At 70.2% G+C, this 16,926-nt stretch carries 19 protein-coding genes; 8 read left to right on the forward strand and 11 right to left on the reverse strand.

Annotated features, from left to right (window positions below; translation table 11 throughout):
* Positions 1-65: 65 nt before the first annotated feature.
* Positions 66-821 carry an SDR family NAD(P)-dependent oxidoreductase gene (locus LR393_RS13720; RefSeq protein ID WP_231484267.1) on the reverse strand — a complete coding sequence of 252 codons (756 nt, stop codon included), beginning with the start codon at positions 819-821 and terminating at the stop codon, positions 66-68.
* Positions 822-918: 97 nt separating this feature from the next.
* Here LR393_RS13720 and LR393_RS13725 point away from each other — a divergent pair, with 97 nt between their 5' ends.
* The 3 genes from LR393_RS13725 (at position 919) to LR393_RS13735 (ending at position 4,725) form a co-directional block, all read left to right on the forward strand.
* Complete coding sequence (locus LR393_RS13725) at positions 919-1,773, forward strand: helix-turn-helix transcriptional regulator (protein ID WP_231484268.1); 855 nt, start codon at positions 919-921, stop codon at positions 1,771-1,773.
* A gap of 28 nt (positions 1,774-1,801) precedes the next feature.
* Positions 1,802-3,253, forward strand: coding sequence for a phospholipase D-like domain-containing protein (locus tag LR393_RS13730; RefSeq protein ID WP_231484269.1), 1,452 nt, complete (start codon positions 1,802-1,804; stop codon positions 3,251-3,253).
* A gap of 356 nt (positions 3,254-3,609) precedes the next feature.
* A complete protein-coding gene (locus tag LR393_RS13735) occupies positions 3,610-4,725 on the forward strand; it encodes a GGDEF domain-containing protein (protein ID WP_231484270.1) in 1,116 nt (371 codons plus the stop codon).
* On the opposite strand, the gene LR393_RS13740 is transcribed toward LR393_RS13735, so the two are convergent.
* The 5 genes from LR393_RS13740 to LR393_RS13760 all read right to left on the reverse strand — a co-directional run bounded on the left by LR393_RS13740 (position 4,690) and on the right by LR393_RS13760 (position 7,676).
* Positions 4,690-5,229, reverse strand: a complete 540-nt coding sequence (locus LR393_RS13740) for a hypothetical protein (protein ID WP_231484271.1) — start codon at positions 5,227-5,229, stop codon at positions 4,690-4,692. The two genes, LR393_RS13735 and LR393_RS13740, sit on opposite strands and share 36 nt — an antisense overlap.
* A gap of 170 nt (positions 5,230-5,399) precedes the next feature.
* The gene (locus LR393_RS13745; protein WP_231484272.1) at positions 5,400-5,786 is read right to left on the reverse strand and encodes a hypothetical protein; all 387 of its coding nucleotides are present in this window, start codon (positions 5,784-5,786) and stop codon (positions 5,400-5,402) included.
* Positions 5,787-5,946: 160 nt separating this feature from the next.
* A complete protein-coding gene (locus LR393_RS13750) occupies positions 5,947-6,300 on the reverse strand; it encodes an MmcQ/YjbR family DNA-binding protein (RefSeq protein ID WP_231484274.1) in 354 nt (117 codons plus the stop codon).
* Positions 6,301-6,546: 246 nt separating this feature from the next.
* The gene (locus LR393_RS13755) at positions 6,547-6,759 is read right to left on the reverse strand and encodes a DUF397 domain-containing protein (RefSeq protein ID WP_231484276.1); all 213 of its coding nucleotides are present in this window, start codon (positions 6,757-6,759) and stop codon (positions 6,547-6,549) included.
* Positions 6,756-7,676, reverse strand: coding sequence for a helix-turn-helix domain-containing protein (locus LR393_RS13760; protein WP_231484277.1), 921 nt, complete (start codon positions 7,674-7,676; stop codon positions 6,756-6,758). Before LR393_RS13760 ends, LR393_RS13755 begins: the two co-directional genes overlap by 4 nt.
* A 277-nt stretch (positions 7,677-7,953) precedes the next feature.
* Here LR393_RS13760 and LR393_RS13765 point away from each other — a divergent pair, with 277 nt between their 5' ends.
* Both LR393_RS13765 and LR393_RS13770 read left to right on the forward strand, forming a co-directional pair.
* Positions 7,954-8,193, forward strand: coding sequence for a hypothetical protein (locus tag LR393_RS13765; RefSeq protein WP_231484278.1), 240 nt, complete (start codon positions 7,954-7,956; stop codon positions 8,191-8,193).
* The gene (locus tag LR393_RS13770; protein ID WP_231484279.1) at positions 8,190-8,549 is read left to right on the forward strand and encodes a hypothetical protein; all 360 of its coding nucleotides are present in this window, start codon (positions 8,190-8,192) and stop codon (positions 8,547-8,549) included. The genes LR393_RS13765 and LR393_RS13770 overlap by 4 nt, the downstream gene beginning before the upstream one ends.
* A 540-nt stretch (positions 8,550-9,089) precedes the next feature.
* On the opposite strand, the gene LR393_RS13775 is transcribed toward LR393_RS13770, so the two are convergent.
* Positions 9,090-9,278, reverse strand: a complete 189-nt coding sequence (locus tag LR393_RS13775) for a hypothetical protein (protein WP_231484280.1) — start codon at positions 9,276-9,278, stop codon at positions 9,090-9,092.
* A 110-nt stretch (positions 9,279-9,388) separates the two neighbouring features.
* Here LR393_RS13775 and LR393_RS13780 point away from each other — a divergent pair, with 110 nt between their 5' ends.
* The gene (locus tag LR393_RS13780; RefSeq protein WP_231484281.1) at positions 9,389-9,688 is read left to right on the forward strand and encodes a hypothetical protein; all 300 of its coding nucleotides are present in this window, start codon (positions 9,389-9,391) and stop codon (positions 9,686-9,688) included.
* On the opposite strand, the gene LR393_RS13785 is transcribed toward LR393_RS13780, so the two are convergent.
* Positions 9,674-11,326: a GMC family oxidoreductase gene (locus LR393_RS13785; RefSeq protein WP_231484282.1), complete on the reverse strand. Its 1,653-nt coding sequence runs from the start codon at positions 11,324-11,326 to the stop codon at positions 9,674-9,676. The two genes, LR393_RS13780 and LR393_RS13785, sit on opposite strands and share 15 nt — an antisense overlap.
* An 80-nt stretch (positions 11,327-11,406) precedes the next feature.
* Here LR393_RS13785 and LR393_RS37020 point away from each other — a divergent pair, with 80 nt between their 5' ends.
* Positions 11,407-11,658, forward strand: coding sequence for a helix-turn-helix domain-containing protein (locus LR393_RS37020; protein ID WP_345718557.1), 252 nt, complete (start codon positions 11,407-11,409; stop codon positions 11,656-11,658).
* A 14-nt stretch (positions 11,659-11,672) separates the two neighbouring features.
* Here the strand turns inward: LR393_RS37020 and LR393_RS13790 are convergent, their stop codons facing one another.
* On the reverse strand, positions 11,673-13,145 hold the full coding sequence (locus LR393_RS13790; RefSeq protein ID WP_231484283.1) for an MFS transporter: 1,473 nt from the start codon (positions 13,143-13,145) through the stop codon (positions 11,673-11,675).
* A gap of 419 nt (positions 13,146-13,564) precedes the next feature.
* Here LR393_RS13790 and LR393_RS13795 point away from each other — a divergent pair, with 419 nt between their 5' ends.
* A complete protein-coding gene (locus LR393_RS13795; protein WP_231484284.1) occupies positions 13,565-14,842 on the forward strand; it encodes a hypothetical protein in 1,278 nt (425 codons plus the stop codon).
* Positions 14,843-15,200: 358 nt separating this feature from the next.
* On the opposite strand, the gene LR393_RS13800 is transcribed toward LR393_RS13795, so the two are convergent.
* Positions 15,201-15,509, reverse strand: coding sequence for a hypothetical protein (locus LR393_RS13800; protein WP_231484285.1), 309 nt, complete (start codon positions 15,507-15,509; stop codon positions 15,201-15,203).
* Between the two features lie 30 nt (positions 15,510-15,539).
* Positions 15,540-16,790, reverse strand: a complete 1,251-nt coding sequence (locus LR393_RS13805) for an inorganic phosphate transporter (RefSeq protein ID WP_231484286.1) — start codon at positions 16,788-16,790, stop codon at positions 15,540-15,542.
* Positions 16,791-16,926 lie beyond the last annotated feature (136 nt).

Below are 16,926 nucleotides of genomic sequence, written 5' to 3' on the forward strand. Positions count from 1 at the left end.
GCCCCCACTTGTTCGTGATCAGGCAAACTTCTGCATGATCACGAAGAGGTCAGGGGGTGCCGGCGTCAGATTGCCTGGCCTCCGGTCACCGGCAGCACGACGCCGGTGACGAAGCTCGCGCGGTCGCTCAGCAGCCAGGCGGCGGCCTGGGCGATCTCCTCGGGGCGGGCCGGGCGCTTCATCGGGATGGCGGCCGTGCCCTGCTCGATGGTGCCCGGGCTGGCCCGCTCCCAGTCGGCCACCATCTCGGTCAGGGTCAGGCCGGGAGCGATCGCGTTGATCCGGATGCCCTGACCGGCGTACTCCACCGCGGCGCTCGCGGTCAGGCTGTTCACCGCCCGCTTGGCCGCGCCGTAGGCGGGCAGGGCCGGGTTCGCGACCAGGGCGCCGATGCTGCTGCAGTTCACGATCGCCCCACCGGTTTCCGCCATGGCCCGCACCTGGGCCGCCACGGCGAAGTACACGCCCTTGTAGTTGACCCGGTTCACCAGGTCGAAGTGTTCTTCGGAGGTGTCCCCGACGGGGCCGGGCGGGATCGAGACCCCGGCGTTGTTGAAGGCGCCGTCCAGCCGGCCGTGCCGCTCGATCGTGGTCGCGACGGCCCGGTCGATGTCCGCGACCACCCCGAGATCGGCCACCACGTACGAGGCGTGCCCACCCGCGTCCGCAATCTGGTTCGTGACCTCCCCGAGCGCGGCCGACCCCCGGGAGGCCAGCACCACGGTGGCCCCCTCGGCGGCGAACAGCCGCGCGGCCGCCGCGCCGATACCCCGGCTGGCCCCGGTGACCAGGATGACCTTGTCGTTCAGCAGTGTGCTCATGACGGCCAGCCTGGAACCGGCGGCCGGGAACAGGCAGGCCCGGCCCGTACCCCTCACCACCCCTCACCGTGGCGCCCGCCCGGGTCATGATGGAGGCGTGAACCAGCGAGAGCTCGGCGCCTTCCTGCGTCTGCACCGTGAGCGCATCCGGCCCCAGGACGCCGGGGTGCCGGTCGCCGGACCGCGCCGCACGCCCGGACTGCGCCGGGAGGAGGTCGCCGGCCTGGCCCACGTCTCCACCCAGCACTACACCCGTCTGGAGCAGGGTCGCGGGTCGCTGCCCTCGCGTCCGGTGCTCGCCGCGCTGGCCCGGGCCCTGCGCCTGGACGACGTGCAGCGCCGGCACCTCTACGCCCTGGCCGGTGAGGCGTTCAGCGTCCCGCCCGGACCGCCCTCCGACGTCCCCGGCCACGTCCGCGAACTGATCGGGCGGCTCCCGGACACCGCGGCCCTGGTGCTCGGCGCGGCCTACGACGTGCTGGCCTGGAACCGCCTCGGGGCGGCGCTGTTCGGCGACTTCTCGGCCCTGGTGCCGGGGGAGCGGAACCTGCTGCGGATGTACCACCAGCCGCAGGTCCGGGTGAAGGTGCCGGTCATCGGGCGGCTGCTCGACGACGGTGCGTTCCTGCGGTCCGCGGTCGGGCAGATGCGCATCGTGCTGGCGCGGTACCCGGGCGACGGGTCCACCCGGCGGCTCGTCGGCGACCTGCTCCGCGACAGCCCCGAGTTCGCGCGGTCGTGGCCCGCCGGCGAGGTGGCCGAGGTGCCGCACCTGAGGAAGACTTTCGATCATCCGGCGGTGGGTGTGCTGGAGCTGCGCTGCGACGTGCTCGCGGTACCCGAGCGCGACCAGCAGGTGATCCTCTACACGGCGGATCCGGGATCGCCGGCCGAGAGCGCGCTGCGCCTTCTCGGGGTGATCGGCACCCAGCGGATGGACGTGTCCGGCTGATTCCCGAGTCAGCCTCTAGGCTCCGCCCATGAGCTGGGATCAGGCGCTGACGTGGAGCTACGTGGTCGGCGAGTACATCATCAAGATCTTCGCGGTCGGGACCGTGCCGGAGAACCGCCGGCCCGCGTCCTCGTCCGCCTGGCTGCTGCTCATCCTGTTCCTGCCGGTCGTCGGGCTGCCGCTGTTCTGGCTGATCGGCAGCCCCTACGTGCAGGGACGGCGCTACCGGATCCAGGCGCAGGCCAACCACATCCTGGCCGAGCGCTCGGCCCATCTGCCGCTGGTACCCGAAGGGGTGAACCCCTCGCAGGCCCTGACCGGCCTACTCCGGCAGAACCGGCAGCTCACCGGGATGCCCTGCGTGGACGGGCGGGTGCGGGCGGTGCACGACGACGCGGTGAGCACGTACCTGGCGATGGCCGCGGCGGTGGACGCGGCGACCCAGTACGTGAGCGTCGAGTTCTACATCATGAGCTGGGACGACACGACCGACCCGTTCTTCACCGCGCTGAAGAACGCGGTCGGGCGCGGCGTGCGGGTGCGGTTGCTGATGGACCACCTGGGATCGCGGAAGTACCCGCACTGGAACATTTTCCAGAAGCGACTGACGCTGGCCGGGATCGAGTGGCACCTGATGATGCCGATCAAGCCGCTCCAGGGCCGCTGGCGCCGCCCCGACCTGCGCAACCACCGCAAGCTGCTGGTGGTGGACGGTGACGTGGCGTTCATCGGCTCGCACAACCTGATCGACCCGCACTACGGCAGCGAGACCAACGCCCGGGTCGGCCGGGCCTGGCACGACCTGTCGCTGGAGGTGACCGGCGAGGTGGTGGCCTCGGTCGAGGCGGTGTTCGCGACCGACTGGTTCATCGAGACCGGTGAGCTGGTGCAGGCCCGCCGCCCGGTGCAGGACCCGGTCGACCACGGCGAGAACGCGCTGCAGATCGTGCCGTCCGGGCCGGGTTTCCCGACCGAGCCCAACCTGCGCCTGTTCGTCAGCCTCATCCACATGGCCACCAGGCGGGTGGCCATCACCAGCCCGTACTTCGTGCCGGACGAGTCGTTGCTGGCCGCCATCACCACCGCGGTCTACCGAGGGGTGACGGTGGAGCTGTTCGTCGGGGAGCAGGCCGACCAGTTCCTCGTCGGCCACGCCCAGCGCTCCTACTACCGGGCGCTGCTGGAGGCGGGCGTGCACATCCACCTGTACCCGGCCCCGGCCGTGCTGCACGCCAAGTACCTGACCGTGGACGACGAGGTCGGGGTGATCGGCTCGTCCAACATGGACTTCCGGTCGTTCGCCCTGACCTACGAGGTGATGCTGCTCGGCTTCGGCGGCGACCTGGTGAAGCGGCTGCAGGCGAACGACGATCTGTACCGGTCGGTGTCGCGGGAGCTCACGCTGGAGGAATGGCTGCAGGAGCCCTGGCGGCGGCGGTACGTGGACAACGTGTGCCGGCTCACCGCCGCGCTGATGTAGGAAGCAGATCCCGGCTGTCCGGGTGGAGTACGGCACCGGTCCGGGCGATCGGCTGCGCGCGGCCGGGGGATCGATGACGGCGACGTCGCCGGAGATCCTGGCCGAGGTGGCGAGCAACGACCTATCCGCTGGAAAGGTGGCCGAGGCGTTCGAGGAGCCGGGGCGGCGGCACACCCGCGGCAAGATCGTCCTGGTGCCCGAGCTCTGCCCCTCCGGGCCACTCGGGGCAGGAAAAATTGCCCGTTCCGGCCGTTTGGGTTGGGCCAAATGGGTGGTTCCCCTCAGGACGCAGGGTGACTGCGTCGATACTAAGGAGTTAACACCCAGTCCTGCCAGTTACGGGAGGGAACCAGCCGATGTCGGCCGCCGTCCGCCGGGCAGCGCTCGTCGTGACGGCCGAGATGGCCGTCACCGTCGTTGCCTGGGCCGCCCTGAAGGTCCTCGACCTGCACCCGAGTCCGCTACGGGGCCTGCTGCCCGCCTGGGGCGCCTGCTTCGTGCTCTACACCGCGCCGGTGCAGGACTGGCTGGCCCGCCGCACCCTCGCCGGTGAGGCGCCGAACCTGGTGCTGACCTCGGTCGCGGTCTGGGCCGCGATGACCACCACCGAGGTGCCGAGCATCTACCCGGTGGTGATCGGGGTCCTGACCATGGAGATCGCCCAGCGCGACTCGTCCACCCGCACCGCCCTGACCGGGCTGGTGCTGATGATCCTCGGCACCGGCGCCTCCCAGCTGGCGGTGCACGCCGGCTGGATCTCCAGCGTGGTCGCCCCGGCGCCCTCCGACCATCTCGCGGTGGTCCTGACCGCTGTCGGCGGGGTGGTGCTGGTGCGCGGGGTGGCCGTGGCCCGGCGCTCGGCCTCGACCCGGACCGCGCTGGTGCAGGAACAGCGGCTGCGCCACGACGAGCTGCAGTACGTCGCGGGACACGACACCCTGACCGGGCTCCTCAGCCGCCGGGGCCTGGAACCGGTGGCGACGGCGGCCGGGGCCGCGGCCCGGCCCGGGCACGGGGTGGCCCTGATGTTCCTCGACCTGGACGGTTTCAAGGCCGTCAACGACGCGCACGGGCACGCCGTGGGCGACGAACTGCTGAGCGTGGCCGCGGAACGGTTCGCCAGGGCCCTGGGGCCGGACGCCGCGCTGGCCCGGATGGGCGGCGACGAGTTCGTGGCCGTGCTGCATCCCGTCAGTTCCGCGGCCGCGGCCGACCAGCGGGCCCAGGACGTGCAGGCCGCGCTGGAGGACGACTTCCTGCTCGACGAGCCCGGGATCGTCGTGCACGTGGGTGTCAGCGTGGGGCTGGCCTGGTCGGACGAGCCGGTCGGGGTGGAGCGGCTGCTGCGCGACGCCGACCGGGCGATGTACCGGGACAAGCGCCGGCGCAAGGGAGATCGCCGGCTCGGACCCCGGGCACTCGACCTCGACGCAGTGTCAGACCTGACCGTCGGGATGGCCGGCCGGGGCTGAGCCGGGGTTCTCCAGGAGGTTCAGGATCCCGGCGAGCAGCCGCAGGCGGGACTCGTCGTCCCGGTGGCCGGGCTCGTACTCCTCCCGCACGTCGTGCAGCAACTGCCGGGCGTGCATGATGCGGCGGGCCCGGTGCCTGGCCTGGTCGTCGGCCAGGTCCAGCAGCAGCTCGTCCAGCGCCAGGAGGGCGGGTACGGAAGCCCCGGCAGGCTCGCCGCGGCGTGGGGAGGGGACGATCCGGGCCTGGTCGTGGCGCGCGTCGAGCAGCAGGTTGCGCACCTGCCGCAGCAGCATCGGGCGCTCGCCGGGCTCCCCGTCGAGGCCGCGGTGCAGCAGGCACTCGGCCAGTTCCAGGCGGGGGTCGAAGCGCACCTCGAGCCCGGCGTCGGGGGCCAGGCCGCGGCCGCTGCCCCGGGGCCGTCGCGCCGGGGTGGGGAGCCGGTGCCGGACGTTGCCGGGTGCGGTCGGGGTGACCGGGCCGGTGTCGTTCTGGTGGGTCGTCATGCGGGTTCCCCCGAGTTGGAATCGCCGGTGATCTCGCCGTCGGCCGGTCGCCGGTGCACCCGGCCCGGACGGTCCCGCCCGAGCGCGTGCTGCCGGCGCCGGTGGTCCCGGGGCAGGTCGGTGAGGCTGGTCCCGAACCGGACGCTTCTCGTGGGCCGGGATCGGCTCGGTCACGGCCGGCGGGTGTGCCGGCCGTCGCGGCGCGGGCCGATCGCGTCGTCCGCCGTGGCGCACAGCCGTGGCCAGATCTGGCTGACCCACAGCTCCCAGGCGAACGTCACGGCCAGGCCCCTGCCGACCTCGATGACGATCTCGGGGGAGTTCTCCGGTGCGCTCACCCGCAGGGAGCTCCCGAGATCGACCAGGCGCGGCTCGAGCTCGGTGAGGTCGAGCATCTGCTGATCGTCGTGCCCCGGGCCGCCCTGGCGGGGTACCGGAGGGCGCCGGCGATTGATCATCGACTCGGCCAGGACCTCGTCGACGACCGCCTGGATCGCCTCGACCCCGGCGCTTCCGCGGGCGAACACCCAGCGGCGCGCCTCGTCGTTCTCCGTCATGGCGTCAGAACCCCCGTTTGCAGCCGCCCTCAACGGTCTGAGTTTAGGGCGGCGGCGATCACAGCCGGAGCGCCGCGCCGGAAAGTGACCCCACCCGAACGGCGTTCGAGCCGTAACCCCCGGAAGGGCAAACCCTTCCGAAGGCGTCGTGACCGGGCGATTACGCTGTCGTGTCCTGACGGGAGCTCTGCCAGTCGGCGACCATCTTCTTGGGAGCCTTCTGGCGCCAGGCGGCGACCAGGAGCTCGTTCATCAGCGCGGGGTCAGCCTCGGCCAGCGTCACCTTCACGCCGTCGAGTTTCTGCCCCCACCAAAGCTCTTCACAGGCTTCGGGCTGCTCGGACACGGCCTCGTGCACGTTTTCTTCGGGCACGAACACGTGTATCTGATCGCGTTCCGGCGGCATCGTGGCGAAGATGCTGCCGCGTACGCGAAATGACGTCATGGCGAAGTGCGGCTGCTCGCGTGTCTCGGGTAGGCCGAGTGCGAGCGCGCGGACCTCAGTCTCATCCATGGTCGTTCCCTCTCGACCGGCGGACCCAGATTGGCTCCGGATTGCTGGGACAGACTACTCCCCCACCTGTACTGATTGTACTGACGGGTGAGTAGAGGGCCGGACGGCGAAATGCCCGGCCGCTGGATCCGGCCGGGCACTTCGCTGCGGTCAGCCCCTCGACCCGGGGCTGACCGCACAGCGATGGATCTTTTCGGCGCCCTGCCACCGGCTGCTCCGGGGGCGGCAGCTGAATCCGCTGAGTGATCAGTGGGCCAGGTGGTCCAGCTCGCCGGACTTCGCGCCGGTCACCCAGGTGGAGAATCCCACCGGGTGCAGGCGCAGGGTCGGGCCCTGGCCGTGCTGTTTCGTGTCGCGGACCTCGACAGCGGCCTGGTGCAGCCGCATTTCGACGCATGAGCCGGTCGCGCTGGATCGGGCGGCCTTGATCCAATGCGTCGGGTCGGGGGTGGTGCTCATGTCACGAACTCCTTCACTGGGACGGACTTGCCGTACAGTTCGCCGAAAATTCTCCTGTACTCGGCCAGTTCGCGCGCTGTCTCCATGTAGCGCGAGTCCAAGTGGCTTTCCGTATACACCACGGCCGGATCAGCCGGGTCGGGAAAGTCCAGCAAGGTAAAAACGCCGCCCGCGGTCCAGGGGTGAGGTCCCTCGGAGAACGGGCGGATTCGAATGTCGATCTGATTGCTCAGGTCCAAGAGGTGTTCGATCTGATCTCGCATCACATCGTCCGAGCCGACGGTGTACCGCAGCGCGGCCTCCCCGAGAACGATCCTGATGTCGCACACAGGATCATTTGACATTAGCACGCGCTGCCGTTCTAAACGGAATTTAAGCCGCTTCCGGCGAACCTCGTCACTCGGCCCACTCAAGGTACCCAGAATTGCATAGGCATATGCCGGGGTTTGTAAAAGCCCATGGACCACATCGCCATCCCAGGCGCGCATGTGAGTACAGGCGGCTTCGAGGTCGGCGAGTAATCCGAGATCTCCGGAGACGACATCGCGATAGCTGTCCACAATGCCCGGTTTGAGGGCACTTCGGCTGAGATGAATGAGTTCTTCCGTCTGACCGTCCGGAATATCATAGATTCTTGATAATTCACGGATGTCGCCGGGCTTGGCGAGCGTTCTTCCGGATTCAATCCGGTAAATCTTGGTGTGATGCACCAGCAGTGCAGTAGCCGCGTCTTCCTGCGTCTTGCTGGCGCGTTCCCGCCACCCTTTCAACCGCTGACCGACTCGTCTTTGTGCCAAGGACGGTGGTCGTTCGTGCTTCCCTGCATCGGTGGCCATAGCGCGCATCCCCTCGTGCCCAGCCTGCTGTTCAACCCTTTCCCAGGACTGCTGTAGCGCATTGCCTGCGACGCGAGCCATGCATATAGCGGCCTGTGAGATGCAGGGTTGCACAGAACGTGCCCTGTTCGCCACCTTGGGTGACATGTCCGATACGCGCAGTCGCAATGTGGCAGTACCTCGGCGCCGCCGCGTCCCGCGTCGGGTCGAGCCCATCATCAGTCTTCATCGTGATGATGGTGGGGTTTGTGAGGCGTGCGGTGCTATTTGGCCATGTTCGGGGATCATTTCCACGCTCCGGACCGGCCGGGTCGAACTGCCGCTCGTCAATGGACGGGGTTACAACACCGGAGTCGCCGTGACCGCGGCGATCATGGACGATCTCGTCATTCTCTGGGCCGGTGATCGGACGCTGGCGGTGCTCCACCGGGGTCCGCTCGCGGACTGGCTGTGGCATCCCACGGGATGCCGGCTGATCCAGGACGACATCGTGCTCTACGACCAGGACGGTCGTCTGGGGCTGACGATCGATGAGGAGGCGGCGTACTTCGTGGACGACCAGGCGGTCGAGACACTCCGATCGGTGATCATGAGATGAGCGTCATCCCGAGGCAGGAAGCCTCGTCATCGATCGATCTGCGGGCTCATCTGCGCACCGAACTGGCAGAGCTGGAGCGCACTCTCGTGGGCCCGCTGCACCAGGTGAAGTCGGAGGGCGACGAGGTGCGGGCCGTGGCGCGACGGCGCCTGAGGCACACGGTGGAGGCGTTGACCTTCGTGCTCGATGCGCATCCGGTGGACGGGGCGGGGCGGTGTCACACCTGTGGCCGGCTGCGCAAGTGCCCGGCCTCGGAGCTGCTGCGGGCCTGGGTCTCCGGATGGCTGAACACCGGGGGGCTGGCGATGCGCAGGGAAGGAGATCCCGAGCTGGTGTCGAGCCGGCGCCTCGAGTAGGGGTTTTCACCTACTAGGCGTTTTCTCACGTGAAGTGTCAGCGGTGATGGCAAGAGGCGGATTCAGCGGGTTCAAGAGGGTGGGGCGGCGGTCCGATGGTGCCGCCGCCTGGGTCTCTCTCCATGAATGGTTGTACGAGTTCTTCGTGACTTTGCAGAAACTCCCCGGTCGGTCCACGGGGTACGGACCGGGGGGTTTCTGGAAGGTCACGTGGCTAGTCCCGAGACGGAGGTGGTGGTTCGGTATCACGTGTCCGGAACACGAAGGATCACGGGTTGCGAGCTATCCGGGTCGCACGCGGAAACATCCCCCCGCACGCATCCCTCAACCCGGTGATGTCGCGACTCGTGATCCTTCCGGAAAGGCTCTTCCGTCGAGAGCGGGCAAGTCAGGTAATCGTGATCGTGGACAAGGTTCCCGGCGATCTACGGGCGCTGCGGGGTGAGCCGGTCGCCGGGGGCCCTGTGCGCGATCACGGCGAGTACCCCCGGAACCGGGTGGGGATGGGCGTGGCGCGCGTCCATCCCCACCCACGGGAGTTCAGTGCTCCACGTGGGCGTGCACGCAGCAGTAGTGCGAATCCAGCGGCAGGCAGTGGCTGTACGGCCACAGCACCACCCAGTCGGTCTTGCGCGTCCTGGGTTCGGGCAGGTCGCGCAGTTCCCGTACCGAGGTGGCGGCGCGCTGGTGCGGCATCCGCGTGAACTCGAGCCTCGTGTTCTCTGACATCCGGCGAATCTCCCTGCGTCGTGCGATGGAACCCCTGTGACGAAGTGTTGACTCTGTGTAATGTACTGAGCGATGCGTGGCCGGTGAGTGCAAGACACGGGGGAAAGTCGATGGCCGAAGTGACGAGTGTGTGCGGCAGCGAGACGGCGGGTCCGGACGACGACCCGGTCACGGTGACCCGCGCCGGGGTGGCCACCGAGCTGACCCTGAGTCTGGCGCCCGACCTGCACCGCAGCCTCACCGCCATGTTCGCCGACTACGGCGTCTCCTCGATCGAGGAAGGAGTGCTGAGGTCGCTCGGGCTCTGGCGGTACCTCGACCGGGCCACCCACGAGGGCCGCCAGCTGGTGGTGCTCGACCCCCAGCACCCGCAGGGGCCTTTCGACGTGGTCGACCTACGGAGCTGGTGAACCGGCCCGGATGAATCCGGCGACCCGTTCGCCTACCATGACCGCGGTCGCGGCCGGTCCCCGCGTCGGGGTGCCCGGCAGGATGGACGTGTCGGCGATCCGCACCCCGCTGATCCCGTGCACGCTCCCGTACTGGTCCACCACCGCGTCCGGGTCGGACGCCGGGCCCATGGCGCAACTGCCGCAGGCGTGGATCGCCGTGCCCAGACGCGCGAGCATCCAGGCATCCAGCTGTTCGTCGTCGTTCAGCACGGCGTCGCCGAGATCGCTCAGACAGCGGAAGTGCTTCTCGAAGGCCCGGGTTCGCAGGATTGCCACCGCCACCCGCACGACCTCGCGCATCCGGCGCCGATCGTCGGGTGAGCTCAGGTAGTGGTAGTCGATCGTCGGTGCGACGTGCGGGTCGGCCGAGGTGGTGGTGATCGTGCCCCGGGAGGCCGTCTGCTGCACCGCCACCGAGAACGCCAGATCGTTGCGCGTGGCCACCTGCTGCACCAGCCGTCGCCACGAGACGCTTTTCCGGTCGCGCAGGATCGCGGGCCGGCGGCGCGCGATCGGGAGCAGTCCCCGCCATCGGTGGCCGGTGCGCAGCCCGAGTGCCTCGGCCAGCGGTCTCAGATGCGGCAGGATCTCCAGATCGCCGTCGTGGGGTGAGTTCTCGGCGGTGAAATGAAGGACGCTCTGGAACAGGTCGCGCTGTCGGCGTGCGGTCAGGCGGCGCCTGGGTGTCCAGGTCACGGAGATGTCCGGGTGGTCGGAGAAGTTCTTGCCGACCCCGGGGGAGTCGTGGACCAGGGGAATCCCGGCCGTCCTCAGTTCACCGGCCGGTCCGACACCGGAAAGAGCGAGCAGGTGCGGTGTCTTGACGGCGCCCGCACTGAGGACGACGAGCGGGGTCGCGATCACCTCGACCCGGCCGTGGGTCTCGACCTCCACCCCGGTGGCCCGGGTGCCGTCGAAGACGATGCGCCGGGCCAGGGTGTCGCCCCGCACGGTCAGGTTCGGCCGGCCGCGCGCCGGGTTGACGTAGGCGATACCGGTGTTGATCCGCACGCCGTTCACCGCGTTCACCGGAAGCGGCCCGTAACCCGGTGCCTCCTGGGCATTCTTGTCCGGCTCCGGGACGAACCCGAGCTCGGTGCAGGCCTGCGCGAAGGCCCGGGTGACCGGGTGCTCGTGCTGCGGGGCCCGGGTGACCGGCATCGGCCCGTCGTGACCGTGCAGGTCTGACGTCGGGTGGTCGTGGTCGGTCTCGAGGCGCCGGTAGAACGGCAGGCACTTCTCGTAGGTCCACTCGGTGTTGCCCGCGGCCGCCCAGGCATCGAAGTCGGCCCGACGGGCCCGCACGAAATACGTGCCGTTGATGGCCGTCGAGCCACCGAGGATCTTGCCCCGCGCCACCCGGTAGCTGAGGTCGGGCGTGAGGTGGGCGAGAAAGGCCCAGTTGTTCGGATGTCCCGGCACGGCCGCACCGAGCCCACCGGCGTCGAGTATCTCGGACGGGAACCCGGCCGTGGTCGCCACATCGGGCCCGGCCTCGAGCAACAGCACGTTGCAGGCCGGATCCTCACTGAGCCGGGCGGCGAGCGGCGCCCCGGAAGCCCCGGCCCCGACCACCACCACGTCGTACGTACTCATTCTCGCCACCCTAGTCGTCGCAGGAGGGGCTCAATCTGCTGAGTGATGCCCAGCCCCTCCTTGCCGGTAGCGGCCTATGGGTGGCGAGGGGCGCCAGCCGCTTCGAATGTGGGTTCTTGCCTCAACGGCAGACAGGTCTTGTCGTCGGACCCCAGCCGGACCGTCGGCACGAACTCACGTTGTCGCAGACTCAGCTGCCGGAGAGCACGGGTATTCCTCAGGCCGGGATCAGCAGGTTTGAGAACGGCAGGGGAAACCCCACCGGGAGCACGATCCAGAAGCTGCGGGAGATCCCGGAGACGGACATGGTGTTCAAGGCCCGTACCCACTGACCGGTTCGGCTCCCTCACGCGTTGGCCGACTCGTTGGCGCTCGGCTGGGCCTGGGCGGAGAGGGTGAGCAGCACCGCCGCCTGCTCGCGGGAGACGACGCCGAGGGTGTGGGCGGTGTCGGTGATCCGGGTAGCCGTGCTGCTGAGGCGGGTGGTGACGTTACGGGTGGCGCGGGTCAGGCCGGCCCGGCGCCCGGCGGTCACCTGGGTGCGGGCCCCGGCGGCCCGGTCCCGGGCGCGGGCGTACCGCACCCGCCAGGCGGCCGCGACGCTGGTGGCGCGGGGGGTCTCGGCGGCGACGGCCACCGAGAGCACGCTGGCCAGCAGCACCAGGACGCCGACCCCGCTGAGCGCGGTGCGCAGGCCCACCTGGCCGGCGACCAGACCGATCAGGGGCGGTCCGGCCAGAGGCCCCACGTAGCCGACGGTCGCCGCGAGTCCGACGCCCTTGGCCCCGTTGAGCACCCCGGCCCGGCCGATGGCCAGCGGGAACACATTGGCCAGGCCCAGACCCACCATCAGGAAGCCGCTCAGGGCGATCGGCAGGCCGGCCCCGAACGACACGGCCAGCGTGCCCCCGGCCGCCAGGAGAGTGCCGCCCAGCAGCATCCGGGTGTCCCCGAGACGCGCGACCAGACGGTGGCCGGCCACCCGGCCGGTCGCCATCGCGAGGCTGAAGAGCGCGTACCCGGCCGCGGCCAGACCGGGACTGGCGTGCAGGTTCTCCCGCAGGTGCAGGGCACCCCAGTCACCCAGGGCCCCCTCGGCGAAGGCCGTGCAGGCGGCGATGCCGCCGAGCGTGATGATGACGGCGGTGTGCGAGGAGAAACGGCCGGGGATGGACGGGGCTGTCTGCTCCGGCAGGAGGTTGACCGAAATCAGTTGACTACCAGCAGGTCGGGTCTTGGAATGGCGGGCCCGGCGGCGACGGGAGGAAGGCTCCCGGGCGGGGCCGGTGACCTTGTCGATCACCCGGGTCAGCCAGGCGCAGACCAGCAGGGAGACACCGGCGACACTTGAAAGATGAAGCATAGCCGGGAAAAGCCCGGCGAGCACGCCGCCGACGGCCGATCCGACCAGGCCGCCCAGGCTGAAGACGGCGTGCAGGGAGGACATCATCGGTCGTTTCGCCCGGGCCTCCACCTCCACGCCGAGACTGTTCGCAGCGACATTCGCGGACCCGCTGGCGAGCCCGAAAACTAGGAGGGCACAGCAGAGTTCGGTCAGGTTACCGGCGAGTGCGGGTAGTGGCAGGGTGGCGGCGAAGCAGGGCACGGTGACCTGCCCGACCCGGCGGGAACCGAAGCGGGCGCAGAGGCATCCGGTGACCTGCATGCTGGCGAGCGCCCCGAGCGAGATGCAGAACAGGGCCGCGCCGAGAGTGGCGGGTGTGAGCTGGAGGTCCCGGGCGATGTCGGGAACCCGGGCCGCCCAGCTTCCGAAAGTGATGCCGTTGAGTGCGAAAAAGATCGAGGCAGCGAAAAACACAGGGTTTTCCTCAGTGTCAGTCGGCAGGCCTGAGGTCGGTGCGGACCGCTACGTGCCGCGATGGCGACCTGACGGTCGACTCCGTCGGACGCGGACGCGTCCAGGAGCAAAGACCGCGTGGCAGGCGTGGATTGGCCCCCGTGGCCAGACGGCGATCAGCCTGCAAGCAGTTCGGGGGGTTGGTCAACCGGAGGGGTTTTCCCTCCCGCTGCGGGGCTGACCTGCGCTTTCGGAGCCTACGCGGGCGTAGGTGAAACGTTGTCGTGCGGCGCGGGTGTTACGGCGCAGGCCGAACATCCCCCGGATGGCCCAGTGGGGAGCCGTCATCCAGCCTTGGTGATCCGGCCGGGTGCGGGTCATGTGGCGTTTCCTTGTCCCGGATTGGCTGCTGTGATGCGGAACGGGCCGGGACGGCGGATATGCACCAGCGGCTGAGCGGCACCATCCGGATGCGGCAGTTGCGCCGGCTGCGGCTCCCGACCCCGGACCTCCTGCTGGCGGCCGGGGTGCTCGTGCTGTCGGCGGGGTTGCTGGCCGGGGTGTTCGGCCGGGAGGGTCTGGCCCGCCGGGCCGGGGCCCTGGAGGACGCCCGGGCGGAGACGGCGCAGCAGGTCCGGATCCAGACCGCGCGCACCGCCCTGGTGATCGCCGACACCGACGCGGGCAACGACCTGCTGACCGGTGCCGATCCGGAACGGTTCAGCTACCGCCTGTTCGGGTACGACGCCCAGCCGGCGTTCCTCGGGCTGGTCGCCGCGGCGCGCACCGACGAGGACGCGGCCACGCTGGCGACGGCGAACAAGTACCTGATCACGTACGCCATGCAGGTGGCCGCGGCCCGGACCCGGGCGCAGGACGGGCAGCCGGACGAGGCGGCCACCGCGCTGGCCGCGGCCTCGCAGGTCCTGCACACGCAGGTGCTGCCCCGGCTGGCGCAGGTGCAGGAGGCCGGCCGGGACCGGCTGGCCGACGACGGGTCGGCGGCCGACACCGCACCGGTCGTCGCCGTCCTGGCCGGCATCCTGGCGGTGCTCGTGATCATCGGTGTGCACCTGTGGCTGACCCGCCGCACCCGCCGCCTGCTCAACCTCGGGCTGCTCGCCGGGGTCGCGGTGCTGATCGTGGCGACCGGGGCCGGGGTTGCGGTGGTCGGGGCGAGCCGGCACCGGGTGGACGAGGTGCAGGACCACGCCCTGCGGATCGCCGACGCCGTGGTGGAGGCCCGGTTCTCGGCGTTCGACGCCCGCTCGTCGGAGGCCCGGGCCGCCCTCGACGGCAGCACGGTGGACGACGAGAAGGCCTGGTCGGCGTCGTACCAGGACGCCCTGGCCCGGCTGCGGACCGCGGCGGACGGGGAGCCGCAGGCCGTGCGGGACGACGTGGCGAACGTGACGGGCAAGCTCAGCTACTACGGCGGGGTGCACGAGCGTCTGCTGGCCCGGGCCGTCGCGGGGGACGAGGCGTTCGTGCGGCGGTCCGCCTCCAACCCGGCGCCGGGTGGCGCCGTGGGGGCGTTCGAGGCCTTCGACGCCTACAGCGGGGCGCTGCTCGCCCGCCAGGTGCAGACGGCGGACGACGCCTGGGAGTCGGCCGGGGCGAACCTGCGCCGGGTCGGCTGGATCACGCTGGTGGTCGGCCTGCTGGCGGCGGTACTGGGCTGGGTGGGCATCGCGGCCCGGCGGCGCGAGTACCGGTGAGCCCACGCTCTACGACTGGGCGGGCGGGGGACCGGCGCGGTACACCGCGGAGCTCGGGGACATCCCTTGATGCGGTGGCACCACATCGACCTCGGCATCACGCCGGAGCAGCGCTTCCGCTTCGCCACACCGATGAGCCGGGCCGCTGACGACGCCGGGCCGCTGACGACGCCGGGCCGCTGACGACGCCGGGCCGCCCGCCGACCGGAGTTCCGGGCGGCCTTCGTCGGGTACGTGTAGTGGGGAACGCGTCTGGCCTACAGCAATTCTCAGCCGGGGCCGAGGTCGTGGGGGAGGCGCCGGTGCCCCGTCGGGGCTGGTGCGTGGCACCTCCCTACCGGCCGTAGGGTCCGGTGCGTCACTTGTCCTGCAACGTCGGGTAGACGTCGGCGAAGCTGACCTCCTTGCCGAAGCCGGAGGCCACGATCACCAGGATGCCGAGGGCGACCGCCAGCAGGACCAGCGCGAAGATCAGGTAGGCCAGCGCCCGGCCCACCGGGTGCGGTGCGGGAAGGACCCCGGCCGGGTGGTCCTCGGCGTCGCCGCCGGTGCCGTAGGCCATGGCCCGGATGCCGAGGGCGAACAGGGCGGGCAGGCCGCCCCCGAGGATCAGGCCGACCACGAGGATCTTCCAGATGGCTTGCCACTCGAGGTAGAGCGTGTGCATGTCGAGGTTCCTTGACGGGTGCAGAAGGGATCAGGCGGGAAGGTGCTGCTCGGTCTGCAGGGCCTGCACGGCCGGCAGCGCCGGGTCGTCCGGGTTCGCGCCGTCCCACTCCGCGTTGACGTTGCCCGGGTGCACCGGCGCCTTGCGCGAGTGCAGGAACATCGCCGTCGAGACCGCCACCAGGAATCCGGTGATCACCAGGGCGCCGAGCAGGCCGCCGCCCAGCAGGTCGGCGACGTACCAGGTCAGGGCCCCGACCAGGCCGGCCGCGGGAAGCGTGATGAGCCAGGCGGCGACCATCCGCACCGCCACCGGCCAGCGCACCACCGCACCGGGGCGGCCCACCCCCGAACCGAGGATCGAGCCGGTCGCGACGTGGGTGGTGGACAGCGGTAGCCCGAGGTGGCTGGAGATCAGGATGACCGCACCGGAGGCGCCCTCGGCGGCCAGGCCCTGGGGCGGGGTGATCTCGACCAGGCCCTTGCCGAGCGTGCGGATGATCCGCCAGCCGCCCAGCGAGGTGCCGGCGGCGATGGCGATCGCGCAGCTCGCCTTGACCCAGAACGGGATGTTCTCGGTGTCGGTCCAGTGACCGGAGGCGATCAGGCCCAGCGTGATGACGCCCATCGTCTTCTGCGCGTCATTGGTGCCGTGGGCCAGCGAGACGAGTGAGGCGGAGCCGATCTGGCCCCAGCGGAATCCCTTCTCGGTGAAGCGGGCGGCCACCCCGGCGGTGATCCGGTAGACCAGCCAGGTGCCGAGCGCGGCCACCAGGCCGGCGATGAAGGGCGACATCAGGGCGGGCAGGACGACCTTGCCGATCACCCCGTCGATCTTGGAGCCGTCGCCGTTCCAGTTCACGCCGCTGGTGCCGAGGCCGGCCAGGGTGGCGCCGATGAGGCCGCCGAACAGGGCGTGGGACGAGCTGGAGGGCAGTCCGAGCAGCCAGGTCAGCAGGTTCCAGGTGATGCCGCCGATCAGGCCGGCGAGCACGATCAGGAGCAGGTCACTGCCCCCGCCGGTCAGCAGCTCGGGTCGCGGCAGACCGTCCGAGGTCTGGATCTTCACCACCGCGTTGGTGACTGTCAGTGCCACCTCGACGGACAGGAAGGCTCCGACGAGATTCAGCACGCCGCACAGGACGACGGCGACCCGTGGGGTCAGGGCGCCGGTTGCGATGGAGGTTGCCATCGCATTGGCCGTGTCGTGGAAGCCGTTGGTGAAGTCGAAGGCCAGGGCGACCACGACAACCAGGACGAGAAGCACCGTTGCGGTTGTCACGGCAGCAGCGTCGCGCCCGAACGCAGCTCTGTTCCAGAGAAGTCCGCAAACGGTAGGGCAGAGTTTGCCCGTCGTTCACCGAAGGTCACGGGATGATGGCCTGTTTGCCATCGGTCACTTCGCTCGGTGACCGTTG

The sequence above is a fragment of the Kineosporia mesophila genome (genome assembly GCF_021129235.1).
GTDB classification, from domain to species: domain Bacteria; phylum Actinomycetota; class Actinomycetes; order Actinomycetales; family Kineosporiaceae; genus Kineosporia; species Kineosporia mesophila.

What these genes read in the sequence shown, in the direction of transcription:
- LR393_RS13795 (WP_231484284.1), top strand. Translation starts at nt 13,565, where the DNA reads ATGCACCAGCGGCTGAGCGGCACCATCCGGATGCGGCAGTTGCGCCGG.
- LR393_RS13740 (WP_231484271.1), bottom strand. Translation starts at nt 5,229, where the DNA reads ATGACGACCCACCAGAACGACACCGGCCCGGTCACCCCGACCGCACCC.
- LR393_RS13775 (WP_231484280.1), bottom strand. Translation starts at nt 9,278, where the DNA reads ATGTCAGAGAACACGAGGCTCGAGTTCACGCGGATGCCGCACCAGCGC.
- LR393_RS13780 (WP_231484281.1), top strand. Translation starts at nt 9,389, where the DNA reads ATGGCCGAAGTGACGAGTGTGTGCGGCAGCGAGACGGCGGGTCCGGAC.
- LR393_RS13750 (WP_231484274.1), bottom strand. Translation starts at nt 6,300, where the DNA reads ATGGATGAGACTGAGGTCCGCGCGCTCGCACTCGGCCTACCCGAGACA.
- LR393_RS13800 (WP_231484285.1), bottom strand. Translation starts at nt 15,509, where the DNA reads ATGCACACGCTCTACCTCGAGTGGCAAGCCATCTGGAAGATCCTCGTG.
- LR393_RS13720 (WP_231484267.1), bottom strand. Translation starts at nt 821, where the DNA reads ATGAGCACACTGCTGAACGACAAGGTCATCCTGGTCACCGGGGCCAGC.
- LR393_RS13770 (WP_231484279.1), top strand. Translation starts at nt 8,190, where the DNA reads ATGAGCGTCATCCCGAGGCAGGAAGCCTCGTCATCGATCGATCTGCGG.
- LR393_RS13745 (WP_231484272.1), bottom strand. Translation starts at nt 5,786, where the DNA reads ATGACGGAGAACGACGAGGCGCGCCGCTGGGTGTTCGCCCGCGGAAGC.
- LR393_RS13785 (WP_231484282.1), bottom strand. Translation starts at nt 11,326, where the DNA reads ATGAGTACGTACGACGTGGTGGTGGTCGGGGCCGGGGCTTCCGGGGCG.
- LR393_RS13730 (WP_231484269.1), top strand. Translation starts at nt 1,802, where the DNA reads ATGAGCTGGGATCAGGCGCTGACGTGGAGCTACGTGGTCGGCGAGTAC.
- LR393_RS13760 (WP_231484277.1), bottom strand. Translation starts at nt 7,676, where the DNA reads ATGGCTCGCGTCGCAGGCAATGCGCTACAGCAGTCCTGGGAAAGGGTT.
- LR393_RS13735 (WP_231484270.1), top strand. Translation starts at nt 3,610, where the DNA reads ATGTCGGCCGCCGTCCGCCGGGCAGCGCTCGTCGTGACGGCCGAGATG.
- LR393_RS13755 (WP_231484276.1), bottom strand. Translation starts at nt 6,759, where the DNA reads ATGAGCACCACCCCCGACCCGACGCATTGGATCAAGGCCGCCCGATCC.